Source organism: Nocardiopsis coralliicola (assembly GCF_054779695.1).
This window is the reverse complement of record NZ_BAAGXT010000002.1, coordinates 22,404-39,564: the sequence shown is the minus strand read 5'-3', so window position 1 is coordinate 39,564 and position 17,161 is coordinate 22,404. Positions and strand designations below refer to the sequence as shown.

Below are 17,161 nucleotides of genomic sequence, written 5' to 3'. Positions count from 1 at the left end.
GCGGACAGCTGCCAGACGCGCTGTAGGGCTGCAATCCCACGGGCGTATGCAGCGGCCATACCGGTAGGCGCCCTGACGGGTCGTCTGCCTAACCGGGCGGTCACCCGGGCGGGGTTCGCGCGCGGAAGGCCGCGGCCCGGGATCCCCGGGGCCGGCTTCGCTCGAAGTGGCGGTCGAGGTCGGCCAGGATGGTGTCGACGGGGCCAAAGGAGACCATCGCGGTCGTGGCGCCCGCAATCTCGCCGCGGAAGGGCGCCAGGGCCTCGCCGGCCCGCCCGGCCAATGGTGCGTCGTCGAGCAGGACGGCCGTGCGCGCGGTGATGGCCCAAAGGGCGTCGAAGAGGTGGTCCGCGGGCGGATCGGGCAGGTCGGCGGCTGCGCGCTCGGCGGCCGCGCGGTCATCGCGGGCCAGATGCAGCAGGGGCCGCGCCCACGGCAGGTACGGACCCCAGCGCAGCGCCGGGTCGGTCGGGGCCGGGCGCCCGTGGCGCAGGCGGAGCGAGAGCAGCGCGAGCGGAAGGAACCCAGCCTCCACGCCCGGCATTCCGGCCTCGGCGAGGTCGGCGGCCGCGGCGCGGTACGCGCGGGCGGGCTCGGCGGGGTCCGCGGCCTGCTCGGCGAGAAGCATGGTGCGGTAAGCCGCCGTGAGGACGGGCACGGCCGGTGACTCATGCCGGGCGGCAAGGAGCTCGGCGGCCCGCGCGTGGCGCCCCGCGGACTCTGTCTCACCGCGAGCCGCGTGGACCTGGATCTTGACCAGCTCGCCGAGGATCTGGAACGGCTGGAGGTCGTGCCGGGCCGACAGCGCGATCACCTCGTCGGCGATCGCGTCGCGCTCCCCGGTCTGCGCCGGCCGCTGGAAGGACTGCACGAAGCGCGCGTTGAGGGCCGACGCAAGCGCGCCGGGGTCATGGAGGTCGCGGGCGAGGTGTTCGGCCTCCTGGGCCGCCTCCGCGGCCCAGGGGTCGCGCGACCCCCGGTGCTCCAGCGCGACGGTGGCCAGCAGCCGCGCCCGGAGCGCGGGCGAGGCGTCCGGCCCGAGCCGGTGCAGCGTGCGCCGGGCGATCTCGACCAGCGCCCCCGCCTGGCCGGGATCGTCGCTGCGGGTCCAGATGGTGGGCACGTCGTAGGCCGCGATGACGCGGGCGGTCAGCTCCGGGTCCCCGGTCCGCTCGGCCTCAGCGGCCGCGGCGGCGCGCTGTCGCTGGGCAAGCATCAAGTTGGGGCCTCCGGTGATGGCGGCGGCCCGGGCGACGGCGCTCATCGACCGCAGCCGGGTTGCGGTCCCGGTGGCCTCGGTACGCGTGAGCAGCCCCATCCGCTCGTCGGCCCGCGGCGCAGGCGTCAGGTGCGGGGAGCGCCGGAGAATGTCGTGTTCGAGCCGGTCCAGGCTCTCGGCGGAGTCCAGGCCGAAGCGGTCCAGCAGCCAGGCACGCGCCGTGCGCAGTGTCGCCAGCGCATCAACCTGGCGGTCGGACTGGTACAGCGCGTGGGAGAGCAGCTCCCAGGCCCGCTCCCGCCACGGGTGCGCGGTCGCCAGCGCCTCCAACTCCGGGACGAGAGGCGCGCCGCGTCCCAGGTCGAGGGCCGCGCGGGCGCGCAGCTCGGCGGCCTGATTGCGGAGTTCGGCCAGGCGCGCGCGTTCCCGCATCACCCACGGCGCGTCGCCGAGGTCGGCGTAGGGCTCGCCGGTCCACCAGGAGAGCGCCTCCCCGAGCACCGCGGCCGCACGCCCGGGGGCGTCCCCGCGCGCAGCCCGCAGCGTGTCCTCGAACCGGTGGACGTCGACGCGCTCCCTCGGGAGCCGCAGCGCGTATCCGGTGCCCACCGTCTCGATGAACCGCGACCGGCTCCGCGGTGAGCGCTCCGGCTCCAGCGCGCGGCGCAGCTCGGAGACGAAGGTGCGAACCGCCCGATCGGCGGTGGTCGGGGGCTCCTCCCACAGGTCGGCGATGAGCAGCGGGAGCATGACGGCCCGCCCACCCGCCGCGACCAGGCGCCCCAGAAGCTCGCGGCGCCGCTGGCTGCCCACGGCCACCGGATTCCCGCCGGGACCGGTGACCCGCACAGGGCCGAGCACCTCGATCGCGATGTCCACCCGCCCATTCTCGCGGATTCCGGGCCCACCTGCGCTAATCCGCTGCTAATCCGGGCCCGCCATCCTCGTTTTCGCCACCCAACGGGCCCGTACGCGGCGCATCCGCGCGGGCGATACGGCGAAGGAGACGAAGATGACCATCGGTATCCCGGGGTTCGAGAACAGGTCGGTCGGCGTGGCCGACGGCGTCGAGCTGAACGCGGCCGTCGGCGGGGACGGCCCGGCGGTCGTGCTGCTGCACGGCTTCCCGCAGACGCACCTGATGTGGCGGCACGTCGCCCCCATGCTCGCCGAGCGGCACACTGTGGTCTGCCCCGACCTGCGCGGGTACGGCGCCAGCGGCAAGCCCGCCGCGGCCACGGCGGGGACCTACTCGAAGCGGACCATGGCCGGCGACGTCATCGCCCTGGCCGACGCGCTGGGGCTCGACCGGTTCGCGGTGGTCGGACACGACCGCGGCGCACACGTCGCCTTCCGCGCCGGCCTGGACCACCCGGACCGGGTCGGCCACGTGGGAATCTTGGACATCGTACCGACCCTGGACACGTGGAATGTGCTGCACGGGGTGGACGCGGCGGTGGCGTTCCACCTCTACCTGATGGCCCAGCCGGCGGGCCTGCCCGAGGAGATGATCGCCAACAGCGCCGACGCGTTCTTCGGCCACTTCCTGGACGCTTGGGGCGGCGGCCCCACCGCGATCCCGGCGGACGTACGCGCCGAGTACCTGCGCGCGTCGCGCCAGGCGGTCCCGTCGATCGTCGCGGATTACCGGGCCACCGCGACCATCGACATCGAGCACGACCAGGCCGACCTGGACGCGGGCAACCGGCTCGCCATGCCCGTCATGGTGGTCCAGCAGGACTGGGGCAGCCAGCTGGGGTTCGATGCGGCCGCCATCTGGCGGCCGTGGGCTCCCGACCTGGAGCACTTCACCACCCGGGCGGGGCACTTCATGGCCGAGGAAGCCCCCGAGGACATCGCCGCGCAGGTCGGGGACCTGATGAAGCGGTGAGCCACCGGCGGTCCTCGCGACGGGGCGGCTAGCAGCCAAGCACCGCCGGTCGGAAAACTGGCCATGGCTCCTTGGTTGGCCGCTAGGGATCACGGCTGCGGAGTGGCCAGACGCGTTCTGGCCACTCCTTTTTCTGATCCGCCGATTCTTCGTGTCGACATCGGCGGGGCTGGCGTCCGGGGCGGACACACCCCGGGCAGGGTCGCACACCGTCGCGCGCACCCCCTGGCGCACGGCCGACATGTCAATGTATGGTTTACAGATGAAAGAACAGTTGACAGGCGCGCTGCGGGCCCTGAAGGTGCGCATGGACGCGTTCCTCGCGGCACGTGTCCTGACGCAGGACGACGACTGGGCCGCCTCGATCAGGCACGCCGTGAGCATGCAGGCGGCCGCCGACGACGTCGTGCGTGCTGTCGTGCAGCAGGCGCGCCAGAACGGCGCTACGTGGCAGGTCGTCGGTGACGCGCTCGGCGTGAGCAGGCAAGCGGCGTTCCAGCGCTATGGAAAACCACTCGATCCCAGGACAGGAGAACCCATGAACACCACCCCGCTCTCCGGCGCGGCCGAACTGGCGGCCTCGGCCATCGAGAGCCTCGCTGCCGGGCAATGGGCGCGTGTCACCGAGCAGTTCGATCCGACCATGAGCGATGGCCTGCCGGAGGACGCGCTCGCGGCCGCGTGGGCCCAGATCGTCGGCCTGTCCGGAGCCTTCGAGGGGCATGGAGAGCCGGAGGTCGCCCGGGCCGGCGACGTGACGGTCACCAACACGCCGGTCGCGTTTGAGGCGGGCGACTACACGGCACGGATCGCCTTCCGCGACGACCGCACCATCGCCGGTCTGCACATCCTCGAAGAGCCGGCGTCATGACCATCGGATCTCCGGGCCGATCGCAGACGACTGCGCCCCGCCGCGGACCCCGTATGAGCGGCCGAGATCTGCGATCCGTCGGCGTATTCACCGCCCTGGCGTTCGCGCTCGCCTGGCTCCTCGCGCTCCCGCTCTGGTTCGGTGACGGGCTCGCCAGCCCCTGGTTCACCCCCGTGGCAACCGCCACGATGATGACCCCCGCGATCGCCGCCCTCGCCGTCGTGTTCTTCGTGGAGCGGCCGCAGCAGAAGGCGTGGACGCTCGGGCTGCGGCCGCTGCGACCGGTCCGCAGGCTCCTCGTCTTCTCGGCTCTGGGAATCTTCGTGGCCATCGCGCTGGTCCTGGCGGCGCTGCCGGTCGGCGCGCTGCTGGGGGTCTATCCGGCAGACTTCACGACCTTCTCCGCGTTCCAGCAGGTCCTCGACGAGCAGGCGGGTGCCGCAGGAGCAGCCGGAACCCCGATACCAACCGGCGCGCTCGTCGCCGTCCAGATCGCCATGCTCCCCTTGACGGCGTTCATCAACCTCGTCCCGGCGCTGGGCGAGGAACTCGGGTGGCGCGGGTGGCTGCTCCCGAAACTGATGCCGCTCGGCACACTGCCCGCCCTCCTGGCCTCCGGCGTGATCTGGGGCCTCTGGCACGCCCCGCTCATCCTCCTCGGGTACAACTACCCCGATGCACCGGGCTGGCTCGGCGTGGCCGCGATGGTCGGCATGTGCGTCCTGGTCGGCGCGGTCTTCGGCTGGCTCAGGCTCCGATCGGGATCGGTGTGGCCCGCCGCCCTGGCGCATGCCGCGTTCAACGGGGCGGGTGGGACCTACCTCCTCTTCGCCGCGGCGGGAGAGCACGTCGACACCACGCAGGCGACGATCCTCGGCTGGAGCGGATGGATCGTGCCGCTCGTGCTCGTCGTGGTCCTGATCGCCACGGGACAGTTCGCTTCCGCCAAGCACCCGACCACCCCGCCGCCGCAGAAGGTGCACCTCCCTGTGAATTCAGCGACGGGACACGGAACCGGTGGGTAGCGACAGCGGATGCTGTCCTCGATCGGCTCCAGCGGCTACGGTCTGCGCGCAGCCCGGTCCCGGTGTCTAAGACGCAGCGGCAGGTGGCCCAGCCCGCCCGCCGAGTGGACTCCCCACGGCTGAGCAGCGCAAGAGCGGCGTTGAAGGGGGATCCGAGGCCCGCGCCGTGGCCCGACAGCAGCGACACGAAGGCGTGCCGCAGCGGCCTGCGCACCGTCCCGGTGCAGCACACCCGCGACGCCTGGCCCGCGGGCGGCTCGGGCCCCTGTCGGTGGTCGTGGCCGACGGCGGCCCGGATCAGGGTGCACCCTGCCGATCCGGCAGCCGCGGTCCGGTACCGCGGTTGCCGGCCCGCCGCTCGGAGCGTCCGCCCCACCGCACCGGCCGCGTGCCCGCCACCGGCGAAGGCGCGGCCGGGACAGGCCGCTGAACGAACGGAGCCCGACCGCGGCCCCCGGATCAGCGGGGGCGGGCGGCGGCCCCGCCGCCGCCCGCCGCACCGGACTCAGCCGGTGTAGCGCAGGCCCGCCGCGGCGAGCTTCTCCCGCATGCCGTAGATATCGAGGCCGAGTTCGCCGTCGCGGAAGCGGGCGCGCTTGGCCTCCTCCCCGGCCTCGCGCCGGCGGGCGGCGTCGGCGACACCGCCGGCGGCCGCCCGGGGGACGGCGACCACTCCGTCGGCGTCGGCGACGACGACGTCACCCGGGTTGACCAGGGCGTTGGCCACGGTGACCGGGATGTTGACCGAGCCCACGGTGGCCTTGACGGTCCCCTTGGCGCTGATAGCGCGGCTGAAGACGGGGAAGTCCATGTCGGCGAGCTCGGCGACATCCCGGCAGCCGCCGTCGATGACCAGTCCTGCCGCGCCGCGGGCGCGGAAGGAGGTCGCGAGCAGCTCGCCGAAGAACCCGTCGTCGGACTCGGTGGTGCAGGCGGCCACGACGACGTCGCCGGGCTGGATCTGCTCTGCGGCAACGTGCAGCATCCAGTTGTCGCCAGGCTGGAGCAGCACGGTGACAGCGGTCCCGCAGAGCCGGGCTCCCGGGTAGACGGGGCGGATGTAGGGCCGCAGCAGGCCGGTGCGGCCCTGGGCCTCGTGGACGGTGGCGACGCCGTAGCCGGCGAGCGCCTGGACGGCCTCCGGTGCGGCGCGCTCGATGGAGCGGCGGACGACTCCGAGCTCGGTCATGGTCCTCCTCGTGAGCGGGTGGGTGGGGGCGGGCTTCAGCGGCCCTGGCGGGTGAGCAGGGCGTCCAGCCGCGGGTAGACCCGCCGGGCGTTGCCCTCGGTGATGGCCTGGTGCGCCGCGCCGGGCAGGCCGGCCCCGCCGAGGTAGCGCCCGGTGTCGTCGAAGTGGTGGCCCGTGCCGGGGTCGATGTCGCGCACGGCGCCGATCATCTCCGAGGCGAACAGGATGTTGTCGTGCGGGACGACGTCGAGCAGCAGGTCGATGCCGGGCTGGTGGTAGACGCAGGTGTCGAAGTAGACGTTGCCGAGCACGTGCTCCTCCAGCTCGGGCCTGCCCAGCGCCATCGCCAGTCCGCGGAACCGGCCCCAGTGGTAGGGGGCCGCGCCGCCGCCGTGCGGGATGATGAGCCGCAGGTCCGGGAAGTCGGTGAACAGGTCGCCCTGGACGAGTTGCATGAACGCCGTGGTGTCGGCGTTGAGGTAGTGCGCGCCGGTGGTGTGGAAGGCGGGGTTGACGCTGGTGGAGACGTGCACCATCGCCGGGATGTCATAGGCGCACATCGCCTCGTAGAGGGGGTACCAGGAGCGGTCGGTGAGCGGCGGGGAGTCCCACGCTCCCCCGCTGGGGTCGGGGTTGAGGTTGACCGCGACGGCGCCGAGCTCTTCCACGGCGCGGCGCAGCTCGGGCAGGCAGTCGGCGGGGTCCTCGCCCGGGGACTGGGGGAGCATGGCGGCCGGGGCGAAGCGCTCCGGGAAGAGGCCGGCCACGCGCGCGATGAGGTCGTTGCAGATCCGCGCCCATTCGGCGGACGTGGCTGCGCCGCCGATGTGGTGGGCCATGAACGAGGCGCGCGGGGAGAACACCGTCAGGTCGATCCCGCGCTGGTCCATCAGGGCGAGCTGGTTGGCCTCCACCGCCGTGCGCAGGTCGTCGTCGCTGATGTGGAGCGCTCCGGGCTGCGGCCCGCCGTCCAGGGCGGCGATCTGGGCCTGGCGCCAGTCGCCGAGTGCGGCGGGAGCGGTCGTGAAGTGTCCGTGGCAGTCGATGATCATCAGTTCTCTTCCTTCGGGTTCCAGGCGCTCAGCGGGATGTAGATGTCGCCTGCCATCAGCGCGCGGGCCGTGCGCACGAGCGCGGAACGGGTGATGCGGTCCGGGGCGCCGGCCTGCCACCCGAGCCGCACCTCGAACGTGCCGCTGGGGTGCTCGACGGCCAGGGAGGTGCCGGTGTCCTCGGCGAGCGGCAGGTCGGCCAGCGCATGGGCGACGGTGCCGGGCAGCACGCACGCGGTGGCGGCGGTGACGGCGGCCAGAACCCCGATCGATTCGTGCACGACGTGCGGGATGAAGCTGCGCGTCGCGATCGCGCCGCCCCGCTGCGGCGGCGCAACGAGGGTCATCTTCGGGTAGTTGCGTTCCGCGACGTCGCCGAGGCCCATGAGGGGGCCGCAGGCCAGCCGCAGTGCTTCGACCCGCTCCCGCAGCTGCGGATCCGCGGCGAGCTGGGCGGGGCTCTCCCGGCCGGTGGCGCCGAGTGCGGCGGCGGCCGCAATCACCAGGGGCTGCCCGTTGTCGATGCAGGTGACCTCGACGGGGCCGGTGCCGGGGATCTCGACGGTGTCGCGGCGGTTGCCGGTCGGCAGCAGGGCTCCGGCGATGGAGCCCGCGGTCTCCAGGAAGCCGATCGTGACCGGCGACGCGGTCCCGGGGGCGCCGTCGATGCGGGTGTCGCCGTCGTAGTCGATGCCGCGCACACCGCCGGGGCCGCGGGGGGTGCGCACCGAGATCTCGGCGACGGCGCCGGTGTTCAGGGTGCGCACCCGCACCGCGGTGGTGTCGGAGTCCGGCACCACCATCCCCGTCTCGATGGCGTAGGGCACGACGGCGGAGAGCAGGTTGCCGCAGTTGGCGTTCATGTCGACGGTGTCGTCGTCGGGGCGGAGCTGGGCGAAGCGGAAGTCGAGGTCGGCGCCGGCGTCGGCGCTCGGGCCGACGATGCCCGCCTTGGAGGTGAGCGGGTGGCCGCCGCCCACCCCGTCGACCTGCAGCGGGTGCGGCGAGCCGAGGGCGGCGCGCAGCACGCGGGCCAGGGCCTCCTCATCGGCGGGCAGGTCCGCGCGGGAGAAGAACGGGCCGCGGGAGGTGCCGCCGCGCATCAGGACTGACGGGATGGCGGCCTGGTGCCCGCGCACCCGCGACCCGCCGGGGCCGCCGTCGCTTCCGCCTGTTCGGTGCTGTGTCTGTGCAGGGGTCATTCTGGTCCTCATGAGGGGTCCGTGCGGGCCTCCCGCCGAGCGGTCGGACCGCTCGGCGGAAGGCATCCCGCAGCCGGGCGCCGCCCGTGTGGCGGCGCCGAGTGCGCTACTCCTGGACTTCGGACCACACGAGGGAGTCGTACTCGGGCGCCTCGTCGATCAGCCCCGACTTCCGGTGGAAGTCGACCGCGACGTCGAAGGCGCTCGGCGTCACCCGGGTGGTGGGAGCGAACTCCTGGGCGAGGATCTCGGCGAGTGCGTCCACGGCCGCCGGGTCGGTGTCCTTCAGGTAGGCGGCGAGCAGCTCGGCGCTCTGGTCGGGGTCGTCCGCGATGAATTCCAGGGCGCGGTTGACCGCCTCGTTGAAGGCGCCGATCTGGGCGCCCTTGCCCTCGATCACGGGGGCGGTGCTGAACATGGTGCCGTGCAGTGCACCGGCCAGCTCGGGGACGTCGCCGCGCTGGGGGGAGATGTAGATGTCGCCGACGCCTTCGGCCTCGGCCATCTGCCCGGTGGGCTGGAAGAACGCGAGTGCGTCCACCTGGCCCTCGGACAGGGCGCCCAGGGCGGATGAGGGGACCGCACCGAGGTTGACGAGCGTCGCGTCGGTCTTGGCGTCCATGCCGGCCTGATCGAAGAGGTAGACCAGCAGCGCCTCGGTGCCCGAACCCGGGCCGGTGATGCCGATGTTCTTGCCCTCCAGGGCGCTGACCTTCTCCTCCAGCGGGGCGTCGGCATCCGGGCCGTCGAACCCGGGGGCGGTGACGACGTCAACGTAGTACTCGGTGACGAGGGACCCGGCGATCCGGGTGTCGGGGTTGTTCTCCGCCAGGTTGAAGGCGTCAGTCAGGACGCCGGCGGCGACGTCGATGGATCCGGAGGTGAGCGCCGCGGCGAGCTTGGCGCCGGTGCCGAGGCGGGGCCGCTCACCGAGCTGGACGCCTTCGTCGTCGAAGTAGCCCTGCTCTTCGGCGACATAGAGCGGGAAGAACGCGACCGAGTCGCTGATCTGGCCGACGTTCAGGACTTCGGGGTCGGAGTCGCCGCCGCCGGAGCAACCGGTGGTCGCGGCGAGGGCCAGGGTGCCCGCGATGGCGAGCGCCCGCGCGGAGTGCTTGGAGAGTTTCATGACCTGGGGTGCTCCCGGTTCGATGGGGGTGCCTGCGGCCGCGTGGGAAGCGCTGCCGAGTGGGGAAGGCGGGGAGGGGAGGGGCGGGGTGGGCGCCGGACGCTACTCGGCGCCGAGCGGCTTCCAGCGGCTGGTGCGGGAGGACAGGAGCCCCACGAGGGCGTTGAGGACCATGGCCAGCGCGGTCAGGACCACGACGGCGGCGAACACACCGGCGGTGTTGAACTGCGCGGCGGCGTCGTTGATGAGGTAGCCGAGGCCGCGGTTGGAGGCGACGAGCTCGCCGATGACGGCGCCGATGAGCGCGTAGGGGATGGAGACCTTCAGCCCCGTCAGCAGGCCCGACATGGAGGCCGGCAGGACGACCTTGAGCGCGATGTCGGAGTTGGAGCCGCCCATCAGCCGGACGGCGTCGACGAGGCCGCGGTCGACGTCGCGCACGCCGGCGGCGGTGTTGAGGAAGACCAGGAAGAACACGCTCACGGCCGCGAGGATGATCTTCATGTCGATGCCGATGCCGAACCACACGATGAACAGCGGCGCGAGGGCGACCTTCGGGATGGAGTACAGCGCCATCATGAACGGCTCGAAGACGTCGTAGACCAGGCGCACCGAGGCGAGGCCGAAGCCGAGGAGCGCACCGGCGGCGGCGCCGATGATGTAGCCGGCCACCACTTCCTGGATGGTGATCCAGGTGTGGGTGCCCAGGGTGCCGTCGAGGGCCCAGTCGCCCAGCTGCTCGGCTACCGCGCCGGGGCTGGAGACGAACATGGGGTTGGCGACCAGCCCCCCGGCCAGCTGCCAGAGCAGGAGGAAGGCCAGCAGGGCGCCGCCCCGCAGCCCCCAGACCAGGGTGGTGCGGCCGTTGCGCTGCCACCAGCTGCGGCGGCGGCGCTCTTTGACGGGGCCGCTGGCGCCCAGGCTGCCGCGCGGGAGGGTGTCGGGCACCGGTCCACTCGTCATTGCCGGGCTCCTTCCTTGAGCGCGGACGCCAGGGTCGCGTGCAGTTCGCGGAACCGCGGTTCCACCTTGGTCTGGTCGGGGTCGCGCGGCCGGGCGATGTCCACCTGCTGGTCGAGCAGGATGGCGCCCAGCGGGCCGAGCACGACGACGCGGTCGCCGAGCAGCAGGGCCTCCTCGATGTCGTGGGTGACGAACACGATGGTGTGCCCGGTGGCCGACCACAGGCGCAGCAGTTCGCCCTGGAGTTCGGAGCGCAGCTGGGCGTCCAGGGCGCCGAAGGGCTCGTCCATCAGGATGGTCTCGGCGCCGTTGGCCAGCATGCGGGCCAGGCTGGCGCGGCGGCGCATTCCGCCGGAGAGCTCGCGCGGGTAGCTGTCGGCGAAGTCGGCGAGGCCGACCGTGCCGATGAGCTCGCGCGCCCGGGCCGCGCGTTCCTGCGGGCTGGTCTTGGCGATCTCCATCGGCATCTCGACGTTGCGCTGGACGCTCCGCCACGGCATGAGCGTGTCGGTCTGGGTCAGGTAGCCGATGCCGGGCGTGGGGCCGACGTGGGGCTTGCCGCGGTGCAGGACCCTCCCGGCGGTGGGCTTGGACAGCCCGGAGAGCAGGTTCAGCATGGTGGACTTTCCGCAGCCGGAGCGGCCGAGGATGGTGACGAAGGTGCCCTCGTCGATGCTGAGGCTGAAGTCGCGCAGCGCCACGGTGGCGACGTCGTCGCGCTGGAACTCCTTGGTGAGGTGCTCGACTTCCAGGACCGGGCTCATGCGGAGGCCCCCTGCTCTGCGCGGTGCCGGGCGGGGGCGTCGGCGAGGGGCGCCGCGCCCGCGAGCCAGCGCGAGTTGTGCACCGTCATCAGGCGCACTTCGCCGTCGGTGAACCCGTTCTCCAGCAGGACGTCGGCGGCGAGGGCGAGGCCGTCCTCCACCGGCGGGTTGAAGGGCTGGCCCAGGTCGGAGCTGATCACGGACCATTCCGCGCCGGCGGCGCGGATGTTGTCCAGCCACAGCTGCCAGGACACCTTGCCGGTCAGCGGCGTGGTCAGGCAGCGCTCCAGGTAGGCGCCGGCCTGGGCGAGGTCGCGCTGGTCGCCGGCGGGGATGCGCTGGGAGGTGAACTCGGGGTGGGTCACCACGATGCGCCGGACGCCGCACTCGCGGGCGAGGCCGATGACCTTGCCGGATTCGCTGCCGTGCAGGTGACCGGTGGCGAGGGTGAGGTCGTGGGCGGCGATGACCTCGAGCACCTGGCGGGTCGCCTCGGTCACCTCGCCGTCCTCAGTCAGGACGGGGACGGCGGGGCTGGCGATCCCCGAGGCGCGCAGGTCCTGCTGGATCTGGGCCCACATCGGCGGCGTCGCGCCCTCGGGGGCCTCCGCGAGGCAGCTGCGCTGGTTGCCGCTGTCCACCGTGGGCAGCCAGACGAAGCGGGCACCGCCGCGGGCCGCGATCTCCACGGCGACCGGGTTCATTCCGCCCACCGAGGCGTTCAGGGTGATGGCGCCGAGCACGTCGGTGCCCGGGTGCACGCTGCGCACCACCTCCGCGCGTTCGGCGGTGGGGGCGTAGTGGGACTTCAGCACGAACCCGGCCATGCCGTGCTGGGCAAAGCGCGGAGCCAGCTCGAGGTCACTCACCCGGCGCTGCATCACATCGGGGGCGATGTGAACGTGGATGTCGTAGGCGCCGCGGACCAGCTCGCGAGCGCGGGCACTGGGTTCTTGATGGTGCGACATGCCGCCCCTTCACTCAGATGGTGAGCGACATTGTTAACGATTTTGGTGACGTGCGTCAATACCCGCGAAACATATGGTCAGGGCCGAGGCAAGCGCGGCGGGGCGCGGAGGGCGGCCCCGCCGGCGCTCACGCGCGCTCGGCGAAGTGCGCCTGAGTGGCCTGGTAGACGCTGTTGAGGTGCAGCCGCATCGCCGCGGCGGCGCGCTCCGGCTCGCGCGCGCAGACGGCCTCCACGATCTCCAGGTGCTCGGGCAGCGATGTCGAGGGGCGGTTGGCCTGCATGGCCAGCTGGATGCGGTACCGGACGTTCTGCGCACGCAGGCGGACCACGATGTCGGGCGCCACCTTGGCGCCGCTGATGTCCATCACCGCCTGGTGCAGGTCGCGGTTGGCCCGCGAGTAGGCCTCGCCGTCTCCCGCCTCCACGGCCTCGCGCATCACCTCGGCGAGCACCCGCAGCCGCGCCACGCCGGCATCGTCGATGCGCTCGGCGGCCCGGTAGGCGCACAGCGACTCCAGCGCCGCGCGCACCTCCACGATCTCCAGCGCCTCGTCCAGGTCCACCGCCCGCACGCGGGCACCGCGGTTGCGGACCTTCTCCACCAGGCCTTCGACCGTGAGCGTCGCCAGGGCCGCGCGCACCGCTCCCCGGCTGGCGTCGAACATCTCGATGAGGTCGGTCTCCACCAGCCGCTGGCGGGGCGCGAACTCACCGGCGACGATGGCCTGCCGGAGCCGCGATGTGACGTGCTCGGCCCCACCCGAGACCGTCCCTTGGGCCGTTGCCTCCTGGGTCATGGACTTCCTTTCGCTCTCCATGGAGTGCATTATTGTAAACAATCTTGTAACCACTAGTAAGCTGTTTGGCCCCGGAGGCTGCAATGACCGCCATCACAGTGATCGGCCTGGGCGAAGCCGGCCGCCTCATCGGCGAAGGGCTCGCGCGGGCGGGGGCCCGCGTGCGCGGCCACGACCCGTTCACCGCTCTCACCGACTCCCCCATCACGCAGGACACCGACCTCGCCGACGCGCTCTCCGGCGCCGAGGTCGTCATCAGCCTCGTCGGGCCGAACGCCGCGGAGGCGGTCGCCGCCAGCGCTCTGCCCCTGCTGTCCGCGCCGGCCGTCTACGCGGACTTGAACACCCTCTCCCCCGCTGAGAAGCGTTCACTCGGCGCGCTGGCGGCCGATGCCGGAGTGCGGTTCGCCGATGTGGCCGTCATGGCCCCGGTCCCGCGGGCCGGCAGCCGCACGCCGCTGCTCGCGGCCGGCAGCGGCGCCGAAGCGTTCACCGCAGCGCTCTCCCCCCTGGGCACGCCGGTCCGCGCCGTATCGGAGACCGCCGGCGATGCCGCCGCGCGCAAGATGCTGCGCAGCGTGTTCATGAAGGGCCTGGCGGCCCTCATCGTCGAGTCGCTCGACGGGGCGCGCGCCGCCGGGGCCGAGGACGACCTCCGCGACCAGATCGCCGCCGAATTCGGCGCGGACGGCCCTGCCCTGGTCGACCGGCTGGTGGAGGGGACGCACCTGCACGCCGGCCGGCGCGTCCACGAGGTGGCGGCGGCCGCCGCCTACCTGGACTCCCTCGGCGTGGAACACCCCGTCACCGACGCCGCACTCCTGCACCTCCGCCGGCTCAGCGCCTGAGCACGCGGCACCGGCTGCCGCACGCCGGCAATGCCGGCCGGCCCGGCTGCCGCCGCGGGCAGCGCCGTCCGGGCTGAGCCCCAATCCGGCGCACTGCGGCGGAAAAGCCCCCTGAGCGGGCCGCCGGGCCGCCCTAGCGCGATGCCCGGCTTCCCGCTGATCACCGCGCTTCCAAGGAGCAGTACCCGTGCGGTTACTCGGCTTCTGCGGCGAAGGACATCGCAGCGTCGACGTGCAGCGAGGTCGTCGGGAACACGGGCACGGGAGCGTCCTCGGCGGAGACGAGCAGCTCGATCTCGGTGCACCCCAGGATGATGCCCTCCGCGCCGTGGGCCACGAGGCTGCGGATCACCTCGCGATAGCGGGCGCGTGATTCCTCGCGGACGACGCCGTGCACGAGCTCGTCGTAGATGATCCCGTGCACGGCCGCGCGCTCCGCGGCGCCGGGGACCACGCTGCTGATGCCGTGCCGCGCGATCCGGTCACGGTAGAACGGCTGCTCCATCGTGAAGGCCGTCCCCAGCAAGCCGACCGTGCCCAGTCCGGCGCGGGCCACCGCCGCCGCTGCGGTGTCGGCGATGTGCAGGAAGGGGATGCCGACGGCAGCCTCGATCCGATCGGCGACCAGGTGCATGGTGTTGGTGCACAGGACCAGCACGTCGGCGCCGGCCGCTTCCAGGCGGCGAGCCCGCTCGGCGAGCACGTCGCCAGCCGAGTCCCAGTTGCCGCGCGCCTGGAGCTCCTCGATCTCGGCGAAGTCCACCGAATCCAGGATGATCTTCGCCGAATGATGTCCGCCCAGCCGCCGCCTGACGGACTCGTTCGCGAGTCGATACCACTCCGCCGAGGATTCCCAGCTCATCCCGCCCAGCACGCCTACTGTTCTCATGCGCCACAGGTTAGGCCGCGCCCCGGCGCACGGACCACCGCCGCAGTCCCGCGCGGCACATGCCGGCAGGGCGGGAGCCTTGCACCCCGGGTGCACGTTCGGCGCGAGGCCGTGGCCGGCCGCCACCTTGTCCAGCAGGCGAGCGAGCTCCTCGTCTTCCGCGGCGGTCAGCGCCGCGGTGATGTCGGCCTCGTGGGCCGAACCGATCGTGCGCATCGCACCCATCACCTCCCGGCCGTCATCGGTGGGCCGAAGCTCGTAGGTGCGGCGATCGCGGGCGCTGCGCTCCCGCGCGACGACGCCCTTCTTCCGAGGCCGGTGCCGGGGTGCGGCTGCGGCGCTGCGCGGGGCAGCGGCTCCTCGCCGATGCCGGCCGGCCCGGCGAACATGGCGGCCCGTGCCCGGCTCGGCCGCGCCCCTCGGGGCCGCACATCGACGATCGTGCGGGGTGGTCGGCGGTCAGCAGGTCGGCATCGGCGGGGCTGGATCCCAGCCGGCGGCAGATGCGAGCGAGGCTGTCTGCACTCCGCGCTCGTGAGCGTGGGGGGACGAGGACTCCGGGACAGGAGCGCCCCGCCGCCGCGGGAACGGCGGCAGGGCGCTCAGGGGATCAGAACGAGCGCTGGTCGCGCCGCATGGGGTGGTCCTCAGGGACCTGGACGAGCACGATCCGCACCCCGTCGGGGTCGGAGATCCACGCCTCGACCAGCCCCCAGAACTCCTCCTTCGGCTCCCGGAGCCCGGTGGCGCCGGCCGCCGTCACCTCGGCGTAGGCCGCCTCGGCGTCGCGCACCTGCAACCAGAGTGACAGCGGGGGCACCCCGGACGGTTCGGCGCTGCCTGAGACCTCCAGAAATCCGTTTCCCAGGAAGAAGACGGTGCCGGGCGCCTCGGGATCGCCGAATTCCCGGTGGATCGCGAGCCCCAGTACGTCCCGGTAGAAATTCCGGCTGCGGAGCAAGTCGGTCGGCCGCACCAGCACGCGGCTGCTCAAGATCTCCATGCCCGCCATACTCTCAGCCGCGCCCGATCCGCCCGCAGAGTGCACGCGGACACGGCGGATTGCGCTGGTGGAGCACGGTTTTCGGGTCCCGGCCCCCGCGGCGGGGCCGCTTCCGGCGAGCGGACTGCTGGCGCGCCTCACCGGCCCGCCGCGCCGTCCTCCGCCTTCGGGCGAGCTGCCCTCTGCTACGCGGCAGCGCCGCGGGCGAGATAGGCGCGGTGGCCGTCGATCAGCAGCTGCTGGACCTGCCGGTGGTCGCCAGCGCCGGCAAGGGCGGCCGGCGACGTCGGCGACTGCCACAGCGCCTCGATGTCCACATACCGGCCGTCGTAGAGCAGCGCGACGGCGGCGAGCCGCCGGCGTGCGCCCGCGGGCGGAACAAGGATCTGCCGCACGTCCCGCCACGCAAGCGAGCGGGGCCTGCCGACGAACCCGCACCAGAGAAAGCCGTCCGGGCGGACCTCCAGCCGCGCCCTGCGGCCCACCCAGAGGTTGATTCCGCCGCCGAGGAACAGCAGGACCGGCGCGAAGAGGAACGAGAGCAGCCACGGCTCCACTGCGAATGCCAGGATGACCACGGCCACCAGCGCAGCGGCGCCCATGCCGACCAGCATCCAGCCGACGAAGAGGCTGACCCGCCCCGAACCGCGAATCGTCTGCATCGTCCCCCCGGCTTCAACGGCGCGTCCACCGACGCTGTCGGCCGGAGCCACCTTACCGGGGCCCGATCTCCGCGGACCCGGCGCGGGCGGCGGCTCAGCGGCTCACCGGCCGTCGTCCGGCGCCTCCCCCTCGGGCTGCCCGGGATAGGTCACCTGCCGCTGCCCGTCGATGGCGGGGGGTGCACCCCACTGGCCCAGCACGTGCTCGCGCTCGGTGCCGTCGGCGAACAGGTGCCGCACCGGCCATCCCCGGGCGGCGAGGGTGTTGGCGATGAGCAGCCGGTGGCAGCGCCAGGGCACCGGTTCGGCGCACATGATCGCGACCCGCCGGCTCTCGGCGATGGCGGTGAGTTCACCGATCCCGCTGCGGTACCCCTCGGTGAGGGTGTAGTCGGCGTAGTTCCTGAAGCTGGGGTTGCGCCACCCGGCGTTGATGCCGGGAGCCACATCCTGGCGGGGCCGCCTGCCGCCCAGCTGCGGCAGCCGCAGGTAGGCGATGCCGTTCTCCGACAGCCATCGGGACATGGCTTCACTGCCGAACTGCGGGCTGCGGCGGGACCCCGGGTGGGCGCGGACGTCGGCGAGCAGCCCGATGCGGTGCTCGTGCAGCAGCGCGGCGAAGTCGGCGATCGGGAGGGTCCAGTGCCCGATCGTCCAGATTGCGGGGCCCGCGGTCACTCGCCGCCC

General features: G+C 73.0%; 17 protein-coding genes. 4 read left to right on the top strand and 13 right to left on the bottom strand.

All coding sequences use genetic code 11. From position 1 onward, the window contains the following. Nucleotides 1–100: 100 nt before the first annotated feature. On the bottom strand, nt 101–2,098 hold the full coding sequence (locus ACYVGT_RS02290; RefSeq protein WP_460854668.1) for an AfsR/SARP family transcriptional regulator: 1,998 nt from the start codon (nt 2,096–2,098) through the stop codon (nt 101–103). A 133-nt stretch (nt 2,099–2,231) separates the two neighbouring features. Here ACYVGT_RS02290 and ACYVGT_RS02285 point away from each other — a divergent pair, with 133 nt between their 5' ends. The 3 genes from ACYVGT_RS02285 to ACYVGT_RS02275 all read left to right on the top strand — a co-directional run bounded on the left by ACYVGT_RS02285 (nt 2,232) and on the right by ACYVGT_RS02275 (nt 5,006). Further along, complete coding sequence (locus tag ACYVGT_RS02285; RefSeq protein WP_460854667.1) at nt 2,232–3,110, top strand: alpha/beta fold hydrolase; 879 nt, start codon at nt 2,232–2,234, stop codon at nt 3,108–3,110. Nucleotides 3,111–3,417: 307 nt separating this feature from the next. After that, nucleotides 3,418–3,981 (top strand): DUF3887 domain-containing protein, encoded by a 564-nt coding sequence (locus ACYVGT_RS02280; protein WP_460854889.1) that lies wholly within the window; start codon nt 3,418–3,420, stop codon nt 3,979–3,981. A 53-nt stretch (nt 3,982–4,034) separates the two neighbouring features. Then, a complete protein-coding gene (locus ACYVGT_RS02275) occupies nt 4,035–5,006 on the top strand; it encodes a lysostaphin resistance A-like protein (protein WP_460854666.1) in 972 nt (323 codons plus the stop codon). Nucleotides 5,007–5,511: 505 nt separating this feature from the next. Here the strand turns inward: ACYVGT_RS02275 and ligK are convergent. The 8 genes from ligK to ACYVGT_RS02235 form a co-directional block, all read right to left on the bottom strand. Further along, the gene (gene ligK / locus ACYVGT_RS02270) at nt 5,512–6,195 is read right to left on the bottom strand and encodes a 4-carboxy-4-hydroxy-2-oxoadipate aldolase/oxaloacetate decarboxylase (RefSeq protein WP_460854664.1); all 684 of its coding nucleotides are present in this window, start codon (nt 6,193–6,195) and stop codon (nt 5,512–5,514) included. Nucleotides 6,196–6,230: 35 nt separating this feature from the next. Further along, on the bottom strand, nt 6,231–7,247 hold the full coding sequence (locus ACYVGT_RS02265; RefSeq protein WP_460854663.1) for an amidohydrolase family protein: 1,017 nt from the start codon (nt 7,245–7,247) through the stop codon (nt 6,231–6,233). Further along, nucleotides 7,247–8,449, bottom strand: a complete 1,203-nt coding sequence (locus tag ACYVGT_RS02260) for a 4-oxalomesaconate tautomerase (RefSeq protein ID WP_460854662.1) — start codon at nt 8,447–8,449, stop codon at nt 7,247–7,249. The genes ACYVGT_RS02265 and ACYVGT_RS02260 overlap by 1 nt, the downstream gene beginning before the upstream one ends. A 106-nt stretch (nt 8,450–8,555) precedes the next feature. Continuing rightward, on the bottom strand, nt 8,556–9,578 hold the full coding sequence (locus tag ACYVGT_RS02255) for an ABC transporter substrate-binding protein (RefSeq protein ID WP_460854661.1): 1,023 nt from the start codon (nt 9,576–9,578) through the stop codon (nt 8,556–8,558). 102 nt (nt 9,579–9,680) lie between these two features. Beyond that, the gene (locus tag ACYVGT_RS02250) at nt 9,681–10,541 is read right to left on the bottom strand and encodes an ABC transporter permease (RefSeq protein ID WP_460854660.1); all 861 of its coding nucleotides are present in this window, start codon (nt 10,539–10,541) and stop codon (nt 9,681–9,683) included. Continuing rightward, the gene (locus ACYVGT_RS02245; protein WP_460854659.1) at nt 10,538–11,305 is read right to left on the bottom strand and encodes an ABC transporter ATP-binding protein; all 768 of its coding nucleotides are present in this window, start codon (nt 11,303–11,305) and stop codon (nt 10,538–10,540) included. The genes ACYVGT_RS02250 and ACYVGT_RS02245 overlap by 4 nt, the downstream gene beginning before the upstream one ends. Next, the gene (locus tag ACYVGT_RS02240; RefSeq protein WP_460854658.1) at nt 11,302–12,273 is read right to left on the bottom strand and encodes a DUF6282 family protein; all 972 of its coding nucleotides are present in this window, start codon (nt 12,271–12,273) and stop codon (nt 11,302–11,304) included. Before ACYVGT_RS02240 ends, ACYVGT_RS02245 begins: the two co-directional genes overlap by 4 nt. 127 nt (nt 12,274–12,400) lie before the next feature. After that, the gene (locus tag ACYVGT_RS02235; RefSeq protein ID WP_460854657.1) at nt 12,401–13,093 is read right to left on the bottom strand and encodes a GntR family transcriptional regulator; all 693 of its coding nucleotides are present in this window, start codon (nt 13,091–13,093) and stop codon (nt 12,401–12,403) included. Between the two features lie 62 nt (nt 13,094–13,155). Here ACYVGT_RS02235 and ACYVGT_RS02230 point away from each other — a divergent pair, with 62 nt between their 5' ends. After that, entirely contained in the window at nt 13,156–13,920 is a 765-nt protein-coding gene (locus ACYVGT_RS02230) for a DUF1932 domain-containing protein (protein ID WP_460854656.1), read from the top strand. 193 nt (nt 13,921–14,113) lie between these two features. Here ACYVGT_RS02230 and ACYVGT_RS02225 read toward each other — a convergent pair whose 3' ends face one another. The 4 genes from ACYVGT_RS02225 to ACYVGT_RS02210 form a co-directional block, all read right to left on the bottom strand. Next, nucleotides 14,114–15,025, bottom strand: a complete 912-nt coding sequence (locus ACYVGT_RS02225; protein ID WP_460854655.1) for an aspartate/glutamate racemase family protein — start codon at nt 15,023–15,025, stop codon at nt 14,114–14,116. Nucleotides 15,026–15,419: 394 nt separating this feature from the next. After that, the gene (locus ACYVGT_RS02220; RefSeq protein ID WP_460854654.1) at nt 15,420–15,812 is read right to left on the bottom strand and encodes a VOC family protein; all 393 of its coding nucleotides are present in this window, start codon (nt 15,810–15,812) and stop codon (nt 15,420–15,422) included. 185 nt (nt 15,813–15,997) lie between these two features. Then, nucleotides 15,998–16,474, bottom strand: coding sequence for a hypothetical protein (locus tag ACYVGT_RS02215; protein ID WP_460854653.1), 477 nt, complete (start codon nt 16,472–16,474; stop codon nt 15,998–16,000). A 102-nt stretch (nt 16,475–16,576) separates the two neighbouring features. Next, nucleotides 16,577–17,152: a DUF488 domain-containing protein gene (locus ACYVGT_RS02210; RefSeq protein WP_460854652.1), complete on the bottom strand. Its 576-nt coding sequence runs from the start codon at nt 17,150–17,152 to the stop codon at nt 16,577–16,579. Between the last annotated feature and the right edge of the window lie 9 nt (nt 17,153–17,161).